The following is a 9,636-nucleotide window of genomic DNA, read 5'->3' on the forward strand; positions in this document are numbered from 1 at the left end:
TTGCAGACCCGACCGCTGCGCGCGTAGCGAGCAGCGGGATGAATGAGTCCTTTGTCACTGAGTGGTATGGCGCGAGATGGCAGACGCTCCGGAACCGCTCCGGCGGAAGGCGAGTGGAGTACTACGTCACACTGGCGGTTTGAGCCGCTTTCTTTTGCTTACTTTTCTTTGCGGCTGCAAAGAAAAGTAAGTGCCGCCCCGCACAGGGGCAACGCTTGCAGACCGACACGAATACAAGGAAATGCGCAAAACCCTGGTAATCCACGAATCAACCACCGCGGTGCCTCAGAGCAAAACAAAACCACTCTCAACCACCCGCCCCCTCAATCCCGCCAGCCACCTCGCGCACGGTATCGAGAAATGCATGCAGTACCGGCGAATTATCGTCCGCACGATAACGCGCATGCAGCGAGACCTCAAGCTCAGCCTGAGCAAGCTTCACGAACGCCACACCACCCGTCGATATCTGCTGCGCCGAGGCCGGCAGCAACGCCACCCCCAGCCCTTCCCTCACAAGCGAAAGCAGCGTATGCACCTCCACCACTTCATACTCGATATGGGGAGTAAAGCGCGCCTTCACGCAGGCATCCTGAAGAAACCGCGCGAGCTGTGACTGCCGCAAGCCAAACGAAATAAAGCGCTCATCGGCGAGCTCGCTCAACGCAATCTGCTCGCGCCCAGCAAGCCGATGATCGGCCGGCAACGCCGCAATAGCCGTATCGCGCCCAATCGCCTCGCTACAAATTTCGGGGTCGTCCTGATACAGCCGGAAAAAACACACATCGAGCCGCTTCTCCTTTAACGCCGCGATCTGCTCGGTGGGCGTCATCTCGTGCAGCGTCCAGCGCACCTGCGGATGGCGGCTCGCGAACGTGCGCAGCGCGCGCGGAATGGGCGCGACCATGGCCGAGCTGATGATGCCCACCGCGAGATTGCCCACCTCGCCGCGGCCCGCGCAGCGCGTGAGATCGATCGCGCGCTCGAACTGCGCGAAGATCAGCGGCACCTGCTTGCTCAGTGTTTTCCCTGCCTCGGTGAGCTCCACGCGATGCTGCGCGCGATTGAACAGCGCGGTGCCTAACTCCTCTTCCAGCAGGCGGATCTGCTGGCTCAGCGGCGGCTGCGAAATGTGCAGGCGCGCGGCTGCGCGGCCGAAATGGAGTTCGTCGGCAAGCACCGCGAAGTAACGCAAAAGACGCAGATCCATGGGGTGTCCATATCGCAAACGTATCAAGATCGAGGGCAAAAAATATTGTACAGAGCACTTACGGCTTGTGAAACTGCGTCGCAAGCAGCAGTGCATGTCAAGGTGTCACTCGATGCCGGCGAGGGGAAGGCGCGATTGCAGCCGCGATTATTGGCTCAATAGTGCGCCTTGCAAAGGGCCGCATGAATCCGTCCGAATCCGCGCGATTCGACCGCGATCGGCGACGTGCCTGCCCGCGACCCGGCAACTGGCTTTACCAGTTCCTCTCAAGGAGATCGAGTCCATGATCATCGACACCAGCTGTTATCCGACGAATCTCGTCGACCTCGCGTGGCGCCACGACGGGCCCCCGTTCACGGGCGAGCGCCTCATTCAGACCATGAACGGCCCGTTCCTCATCAACGGCAAGCCGCGCCGCGTCGACAAGGCGTTCATCCAGCCGCCGCAAGGCAACACCATCTATACCTGGACCGACGGCGTGCAGTCGGGCGCTGAAGCGATCGACGCCTATATGGCCTACACGGTCGAGATGGTGCAGAAATATCCCGACCGCTTCATCGGCTGCTTCGTGTACAACCCGCGCTGCGGCGTGGAAAACGGCGTGAACGCCATCGACCATTACGTGCGCAAGCTCGGCTTCAAGATGGTGCAGTTCCAGGCCAACATGCACGCGTACCGCCCCGACCGCGCGCTCGACTGGCTGCGCCCCGCGCTCGCGAAGTGCGCCGAGCTGGGCGTGATGGTCAAGCTACACACTGGCGACGGCCCGTACAGCATCCCGACCGAATGGGTGCCGATGATCAAGGAGTTTCCCACGGTCAATTTCATCATGGCTCACTTCGGAGTCCAAACCGGCGGCGTGTACTGTTTCGAGCCATTCCAGCTCGCGATGGATCTGCCCAACGTCTATTGCGAATCGGGCTGGTGCCTGCAGTCGCGCATCGTGGAGTTCGCGAAGGTGCTGCCCAGGCACAAGATCCTGTTCGGCTCGGATACGCCGCCCAACGAGCCCGGCATGTGGCTGCGCCTGCTCGAAGTGCTGTGCTTCGAGCCGCCGCAAGGCCTCAATCTCGACGAAGACACGCTCGAAGACTATCTGGGCAACAACACCGCCCGCATGATCGGCCTCGAGCCCACGCCCGCGCCGCGCAGCGTGGAAGAAGCGCAGGCGCGCCTCGCGGCTTGAGCGACTGGAATTAAAGCACGCGCCCCGACATTCCGAACACGGAGCACCGCATGATCATCGACACCCATCTGCACCCGACCAATCTCGTCGACGAAGCCTGGCGCCACACCGGCGAGCCCTTCACCGGCGAGCGTCTGCTCAAGATGATGGACGGCCCCTACATCATCAATGGCAAGCCGCGCCGCATCGACATGGGCTTCATCCAGCCGCCGCCCGGCAACACCGGCTATCGCGACGGCAACCGGCGTGGCCGCGAAGGCATTCGCGATTACATGGCCTATATCACCGAGCTCACGCAGAAATACCCGGACCGCTTCATCGGCAATTTCACCTACAACCCGCGCTGGGGCCCGGAAAACGGCGCCGCCGAGCTCGAATTCCATATTCGCGAGTACGGCTTCAAGATGGTGAAGCTGCACGCGAACATGCACGGCTACCGGCCCGACCGCGCGCTCGACTGGCTGCGCCCGGCCATGAAGGTCTGCGCGAAGTACAACACCGTGGTGCTGATTCACACGGGCGACGGACCGTACACGATCCCGACGATGTTCTACCCCGTGATTCGCGAATTCCCGATGGTGAATTTCATCATCGGACATTTCGGAATCCAGACGGGTGGCAATTACTCGTTCGAGGCCTTCTGGATGGCGATGGATACGCCCAACGTCTATTGCGAATCGGGCTGGTGCTATCAGTCGCGCATCGTGGAGTTCGCTCGCGAGCTGCCGCGCAACAAGATCGTGTTCGGCACCGACTCGCCGCCGAACGAACCCGGCATGTGGCTGCGCGAGCTCGAAATGCTCTGCGGACCGGCGCCGCAAGGCATGGATCTGGACGAGGACGGACTCGAAGACTATATGGGCAACAACATCGCCCGTCTGGTCGGCATCGAGCCCACGCGGCCGCCGAAGGATCTCGCGGAAGCCGAAAAACGCCTCGTGTCCAGCTATCTGTAAAGCAGCGTTAGCCCCAGCAGCAAGCAGCGAACCGCGCGGCGCGTCCGCGCGGTTCACCCCGCCCTCGACGGAGTGCCTCATGACCGCCCGCTCTCTTTGCGCGACCCAGGACTTTCACGGCTTTGCGCAGACCTATCGCGAACGCTATCCCGACGACGTGCTCGCGCCGGCGCAGCCGTTGTCCGCGGACCAGGACGTTACCGCGCTCGTGGCCGCGCTCGCCGCGCGCGGCCGCCACGAGATGCTTTTTTGCGAGCGCGTCGAAGGACTCGCCACGCCGCTCGTGACCAATGTGTTTGCCTCGCGCACGCGCATCGGCCGCCTGTTCGGCGTTCAGTCTTCCGAACTATTCGAGGCATGGCAGCAGCGCGCGAATGCGCCGCTCGCGCCGCGCATCGTCGCGCACGGCCCCGTGCTCGACAACGTGACGGAAGGCGACGCCGTCGATCTCGCCACGCTGCCGATGATCCGCCACTTCGAAACCGATCGCGGCCCCTATGTCACGAACGCCGTGATCGTGGCCGAGGACCCGGTCACGGGCGTGGCCAACATGAGCTATCACCGCTCGATGCCGCACGCGAAGAACGCGCTCGCCACGAGCCTCCATTCGCGCGGCCATCTCTGGCGCATGCTGCAAACGGCGCAGGCGCGCGGCGATACGCTCAAGGTCGCGATGGTGATCGGCGCGCATCCGCTCTTCATGCTCGCCGCCGCCGCGCGGCTGCCCTATGGCGTGGATGAGCGCGCGCTCGCGGGCGGCCTGTTCGGCGCGCCGCTCGAAATCGTGCGCACGCCGCGCCATGGCATTGGCGTGCCGGCCGCCGCCGAGTTCGTGCTCGAAGGCACCATCGACGCGAACGAACATGCCGAAGAAGGCCCGTTCGGCGAATTCACCGGCTACTCGTCGGACCGCTCGACCAACAACGTGCTGCGCGTGGAGACGATGATGCGCCGCGACGACGCCTGGCTCGTCGACGTGGTGGGCGGACCCTATGCGGAGCACCTCACGCTCGCGCGGCTGCCGCGCGAAGCCGAGATGAGCGAGAAGCTCAAGGCGCGCTTTCCCGCCGTGACCGCGATTCATTATCCGAATTCGGGCACGCATTTTCACTGCTACGTCGCGCTCAATCAGTCGCGCGACGGCGAAGCACGCCAGGTCATGCTCGCGCTGCTCGGTTGGGACCCGTACCTGAAGAACGTCGTGGCCGTGGATGCCGACGTCGACATCAACGACGACGCCCAGGTCCTCTGGGCCATCGCCACGCATTTTCAGCCGCATCGCGACCTGTTCGTCGTCGACGGATTGCCGGGCAGCGCGCTCGATCCGTCGTCGGCATCGGACGGCACCACTTCGCGCATGGGCATCGACGCCACGCGCGGCTCGCGCTTCGACGGCGTGCGCGCACGCGTGAGCACGGATGCAATGCAGCGCGCGGAGCAGTGCCTCGCGAACCTCGCCGGAGCCGCGCGATGAATACGATGGGCACGACTGGCGCGCGACGCATCGTGGTAGGCATCAGCGGGGCCTCGGGCTTCGTCTATGGCATGCGCCTGCTAGCGCTATTACGCGAGCTCGACATCGAAACGCACGCGATCGTATCGCGCGGCGCGCTGCTGACGATGACGCACGAGACCGATTACAAGCTCGCCGACGTGGCCGCGCTCGCGAGCGCGCTCCACCGCTGCGACGACCTCGCCGCGCCCATTTCCAGCGGCTCGTTCCGCACGATGGGCATGATCGTGGCGCCGTGCTCGATGAAATCGCTCGCCGAGATCGCCACGGGCCTCTCCTCGGGACTCATCGCGCGCGCCGCCGACGTCACGCTCAAGGAGCGCCGCCGCCTCGTGCTGCTCGCGCGCGAAACGCCCTACACGCTCACGCATTTGCGCAACATGGCCGCCGTCACCGAAATGGGCGCGATCGTCGCGCCACCGGTGCCCGCGTTCTATGCACAGCCCGCCACGCTCGACGACATGATCGCGCACACGCTCGGCCGCGTGCTCGACCTGTTCGACCTCGACAGCCGCACCGTGCACCGCTGGAAGGAGCACGAAGCGGCGACGGTTTGAATCCCTCGCTTCACGTCCATCACGTTCAACGGAGACGCACCATGACGCACATTCACACGACCCATCACGACGTGGAAAAGATTCCGGTCACCGTGCTGACCGGCTTTCTCGGCGCGGGCAAGACCACGCTGCTCAACTACATCCTGCGCGAGAAGCATGGCCGCAAGATCGCCGTGATCGAAAACGAGTTCGGCGAAATCGGCATCGACGGCGGCCTCGTGCTCGAATCGACCGAGGAAATCTACGAGATGACCAACGGCTGCGTGTGCTGCGTGGGCGCGGTGCGCGAAGACCTCGTGCGCATCGTGCGCACGCTGGTCGAGCGCCCCGAGCGGCTCGATCACATCATCGTGGAGACGAGCGGGCTCGCCGATCCGTATCCGGTTGCGCAAACCTTCTTCCTCGACGATCCGATCGCGAAGCACGTCGCGCTCGATGCGGTGGTGACGATGGTGGACGCGAAGCACATCGGCGCCCATCTCGACGACCTCGTGCTCGACGGCAGCGACAACCAGGCCGTCGACCAGATCGTCTGCGCGGACCGCATCGTCATCAACAAGGTCGATCTCGTGGACGAGCCCGCCGTGGCCGCGCTCACGCAGCGCCTGCGCAGCCTGAACGAGACCGCCGGCATCGTCACGTCGAGCTATGCGCAGATCGATCTCGGCAAGATTCTTGGCGTGGGCGCGAGCGACTTCGCGCAGATTCTCGTGGAAAGCGATGGATTGCACGCCGACGATCACGGCCACGAAAGCCACGCGTCGCACGACGACGAGCACGGTCACGATCATGAGGATCACCAACTTCATGACCACGACGATCACCAGCACGACGACACCGTTTCTTCAGTGGGTATCGAAGTCGATGCGGAGGTCGATCTCGACGTGTTCGAAGGCTGGCTCGCCACCCTGCGCGAACATAATTCCACGAACCTCTTTCGCATGAAAGGCATTCTCGCGGTGCAAGGCCGCGCGCAGCGCTACGTGCTGCAGGGCGTGCACGGCGTGATCGAACTGAGCGCCGCGCAAACGTGGGGCAGCGAGCCGCGTACCTCGCGCATCGTCTTCATTGGCCGCGATCTCGACCGTGCCGCGTTGACGGCGGGCTTTCACGCGTGCCTCGCCACGCCGGTCGAGGCCTGAGCGTCACAATCGAACACACGGTCGAACCCGCAGTCGAACACGCAGTTGAACACAGACTTGAACAGATGCCTGAATAGAAGTCCGAAGTAACCGGCCGGCACAGCACCGGCCGGACACGATAATCAGGAGACACGTCATGAACACTGCCTCACACCCCGTCGATCGCGTCCTGCCCTGGCGGCAGATGCTCACGCTCGGCATGCAGCATATGCTGGTGGCCTATATCGGCGCGATTGCCGTGCCGTTGATCGTCGCCTCGGCGCTCAAGATGTCGCCCGCGGACACCACGGTGCTCATCAGCACCGCGCTGTTCTGCTCGGGTATCTCGACGATCTTCCAGACCGTCGGCTTCTGGAAGCTCGGCGTACGATTGCCGATCCTGCAAGGCGTTGCGTTCAGCAGCGTCGGACCCGTGATCGCCATCGGCCTCGCGCCCGGCATCGGCTTCACGGGCGTATGCGGCGCCGTGATCGGCGCGGGTGTGTTCACGGCGTTCGCCGCGCCGCTGGTCGGCCGGCTGCGCCGCTTCTTCCCGCCCGTCGTGACCGGCTGCATCGTCACCGTGATCGGGCTCCAGCTCTTTCCGGTTGCGTATCAATGGGTGGGCGGCGGCAGCAGCATCGCGAAGTCCGAGTTCGGCTCGCTGCCGTTTCTCGGCATCACGCTGCTCGTCGTGGCCGTGATCCTCTGCGTGAACCGCTTCGGCACACCGTTCGTGCGCAATCTCTCGGTGCTGATCGGGCTCGTGGTAGGCACAGGGCTCGCGGTCGCGCTCGGCATGGGCCATTACGCCAACGTCGCCACCACGCCCTGGTTCACGCTGCCCGTGCCGTTCTACTTCGGCACGCCCGTGTTCTCCATCGTGCCCATCGCCACCATGGCGGTCGTGATGATCGTGCAGATGGTCGAATCGATGGGCCTGTTCGTGGCGATCGGCGACATCGTCGACAAGGAAGTGAGCGAGGAGGACGTCGTGCGCGGCCTGCGCGCCAACGGCGTGGCGAGCGCGATCGCCGGCATGTTCGCCGCGTTCCCGTTCATCGCGTTCATGGAGAACGTGGGGCTCGTGATTCTCACCGGCGTGCGCAGCCGCTGGATCGTCGCGGTGAGCGGCGTGCTGATGTGCGCCGTGGCGCTCGTGCCCAAGTTCGGCGCCATCGTGGCCGCGACGCCTTCGGCAGCGCTCGGCGGCGCGGGCATCGCCATGTTCGGCGTGGTGGTTGCGGCAGGCGTGCAGACGCTCGCGAAAGTGGATTTCGAAGGCAACCGCTACAACGTGCTGATCGTGGGCTTCACGATTGCCGCCGCGCTGATTCCGGTGATGGCGCCGCAAGTGTTCGGGCACATGCCCGCCTGGACGCAGCCCTTCCTGCAGAGCGGTGTCGTGCTCGCATGCCTCGTTTCCGTGGTGCTCAACGCGCTGCTGAACGGCGTGCGCCCCGCCGAGCGTGTGCAGGACGATCACGCCGACGCCGCTTGCGGATCGATGGCGCGCGACTGACGCGCGTCCGTTCGAGAGAGAGAACTGGATTTCCTGCCATCGCATATAGTAAGGATACCTGATCGTGAACGAATCAACGCAAGCGAACACCTCATCGATATTGATCCGCAATCCCGCCGCCGTCATGAGCGGCCTCGCGGGCGAGCATGCGCGCCTCGGCCAGGTCGACCTGCGGATCGCGAACGGCCGGATCGAATCGATCGCGCCCAATCTCGAACCGCGTCCCGGCGAGCGCGTGATCGATGCGCGCGACTGCGTCGTCTATCCGGGGTGGGTCAACACGCACCATCACCTGTTCCAGAACCTGCTCAAGGCCGTGCCCTCCGGCATCAACGCCGATCTGCAGGACTGGCTCGCCGCCGTGCCGTATCCGCGTCTCGCGCGCTTCACCCCCGAGCTCGCGCGCACGGCGGCGCGGCTCGGCCTCGCGGAAATGCTGCTCTCGGGCGTGACCACCTGCGCCGATCATCACTACCTGTACCACGCGCACGGCAGCGTCGAGACCGGCGACCTGCTGTTCGAGGAAGCCGCCGCATTCGGCCTGCGCTTCGTGCTGTGCCGCGGCGGCGCGCTGCAGGCGGCCGGCGATCATCCGGGCTTCTCGAAGACGGCGCTCGAGCCGGAAACGCTCGACCAGATGCTCGCCGACATCGAGCGCCTCAAGGCGCGCCATCACGATGGCGGCGCGGCTTCGATGCGGCGCGTGGTGGTCGCGCCCACCACGCCGACGTTCTCGCTGCCGCCCGAACTGCTTCCCGAGCTCGCGCGCGCGGCGCGCGGCATGGGGTTGCGCCTGCATACGCACCTCTCGGAGACGACGCGCTACGTCGACTTCTGCCGCGAGCGCTTCGGCAAGCTGCCCGTGGAGTTCGTGGCCGACTACGACTGGCTCGGCCCCGACGTCTGGTTCGCGCATCTCGTGCATCTCGAACCCTCCGAGATTGCGCTGCTGGCCGAAACCGGCACGGGCTGCGCGCACTGCCCAGTCAGCAACGCGCGCCTCGGCAGCGGCATCGCGCCCGCGCCGCGCATGGCGGACGCGGGCGTGCCAGTCTCGCTGGCCGTCGACGGCGTGGCGTCCAACGAATCGGGCAGCATGACCCACGAGGCGAACTTCGCGTGGCTCGTGCACCGGGCCGCGCACGGCGCCAAGGCGACCACGGTCGAGGAGATCATCCATTGGGGCACGGCCGGCGGCGCGCGCGTGCTCGGCCTGGGCGAGGTGGGCACGCTCGCGCCGGGCCAGGCGGCCGACCTCGTGCTTTACGATCTCAACGCGCTGCGCTTCGACGGTTTTCACGACCGTGCGATCGCGCCCGTCGCTGCGGGCGAGCCGGTGCGGGTGCGCTATAGCATCGTCAATGGCCGCGTGGTGGTGGAAGACGGCGAGATTCCCGGTCTCGATCTGGAGGCGCTGCGGCGTAGCGCTGTTGAGGGGGTGAGGGTTTTGATGGAGTGAGGGGGGGTCGTGCCGCATGGGCTTGCGGCACGCCATATCAAGCGCATCGAGCCGGCCAACCCGATCCGCCAATGACTTCGTCATCGACGATGGATCGCCCGAGGACCGTCTTGCC

8 protein-coding genes are annotated in these 9,636 nt (G+C 65.1%); 7 read left to right on the forward strand and 1 reads right to left on the reverse strand.

The features are described from left to right. Positions 1-307: 307 nt before the first annotated feature. Positions 308-1,207 (reverse strand): LysR substrate-binding domain-containing protein, encoded by a 900-nt coding sequence (locus tag U5775_RS38200; RefSeq protein WP_322063315.1) that lies wholly within the window; start codon positions 1,205-1,207, stop codon positions 308-310. A 283-nt stretch (positions 1,208-1,490) separates the two neighbouring features. Here U5775_RS38200 and U5775_RS38205 point away from each other — a divergent pair, with 283 nt between their 5' ends. The 7 genes from U5775_RS38205 (at position 1,491) to U5775_RS38235 (ending at position 9,521) form a co-directional block, all read left to right on the forward strand. Then, positions 1,491-2,393, forward strand: coding sequence for an amidohydrolase family protein (locus tag U5775_RS38205; protein WP_322063316.1), 903 nt, complete (start codon positions 1,491-1,493; stop codon positions 2,391-2,393). Between the two features lie 50 nt (positions 2,394-2,443). Continuing rightward, positions 2,444-3,349, forward strand: coding sequence for an amidohydrolase family protein (locus tag U5775_RS38210; RefSeq protein WP_322063317.1), 906 nt, complete (start codon positions 2,444-2,446; stop codon positions 3,347-3,349). A 79-nt stretch (positions 3,350-3,428) separates the two neighbouring features. Beyond that, positions 3,429-4,823 (forward strand): UbiD family decarboxylase, encoded by a 1,395-nt coding sequence (locus tag U5775_RS38215; protein ID WP_322063318.1) that lies wholly within the window; start codon positions 3,429-3,431, stop codon positions 4,821-4,823. Positions 4,824-4,828: 5 nt separating this feature from the next. Beyond that, positions 4,829-5,419 carry a UbiX family flavin prenyltransferase gene (locus tag U5775_RS38220; protein WP_322063322.1) on the forward strand — a complete coding sequence of 197 codons (591 nt, stop codon included), beginning with the start codon at positions 4,829-4,831 and terminating at the stop codon, positions 5,417-5,419. A 41-nt stretch (positions 5,420-5,460) separates the two neighbouring features. Then, positions 5,461-6,561 carry a GTP-binding protein gene (locus tag U5775_RS38225; protein WP_322063319.1) on the forward strand — a complete coding sequence of 367 codons (1,101 nt, stop codon included), beginning with the start codon at positions 5,461-5,463 and terminating at the stop codon, positions 6,559-6,561. A gap of 136 nt (positions 6,562-6,697) precedes the next feature. Next, positions 6,698-8,062, forward strand: a complete 1,365-nt coding sequence (locus U5775_RS38230) for a nucleobase:cation symporter-2 family protein (RefSeq protein WP_322063320.1) — start codon at positions 6,698-6,700, stop codon at positions 8,060-8,062. Between the two features lie 64 nt (positions 8,063-8,126). Then, complete coding sequence (locus U5775_RS38235; protein ID WP_322063321.1) at positions 8,127-9,521, forward strand: amidohydrolase family protein; 1,395 nt, start codon at positions 8,127-8,129, stop codon at positions 9,519-9,521. Positions 9,522-9,636: the final 115 nt, after the last annotated feature.

The sequence above is a fragment of the Paraburkholderia sp. J63 genome, assembly GCF_905220245.1.
Lineage (GTDB): Bacteria > Pseudomonadota > Gammaproteobacteria > Burkholderiales > Burkholderiaceae > Paraburkholderia.

Excerpts from the sequence above, each read along its gene's own strand:
- U5775_RS38200 (WP_322063315.1), bottom strand. The coding sequence starts at position 1,207 with ATGGATCTGCGTCTTTTGCGTTACTTCGCGGTGCTTGCCGACGAACTC.
- U5775_RS38205 (WP_322063316.1), top strand. The coding sequence starts at position 1,491 with ATGATCATCGACACCAGCTGTTATCCGACGAATCTCGTCGACCTCGCG.
- U5775_RS38210 (WP_322063317.1), top strand. The coding sequence starts at position 2,444 with ATGATCATCGACACCCATCTGCACCCGACCAATCTCGTCGACGAAGCC.
- U5775_RS38215 (WP_322063318.1), top strand. The coding sequence starts at position 3,429 with ATGACCGCCCGCTCTCTTTGCGCGACCCAGGACTTTCACGGCTTTGCG.
- U5775_RS38220 (WP_322063322.1), top strand. The coding sequence starts at position 4,829 with ATGGGCACGACTGGCGCGCGACGCATCGTGGTAGGCATCAGCGGGGCC.
- U5775_RS38225 (WP_322063319.1), top strand. The coding sequence starts at position 5,461 with ATGACGCACATTCACACGACCCATCACGACGTGGAAAAGATTCCGGTC.
- U5775_RS38230 (WP_322063320.1), top strand. The coding sequence starts at position 6,698 with ATGAACACTGCCTCACACCCCGTCGATCGCGTCCTGCCCTGGCGGCAG.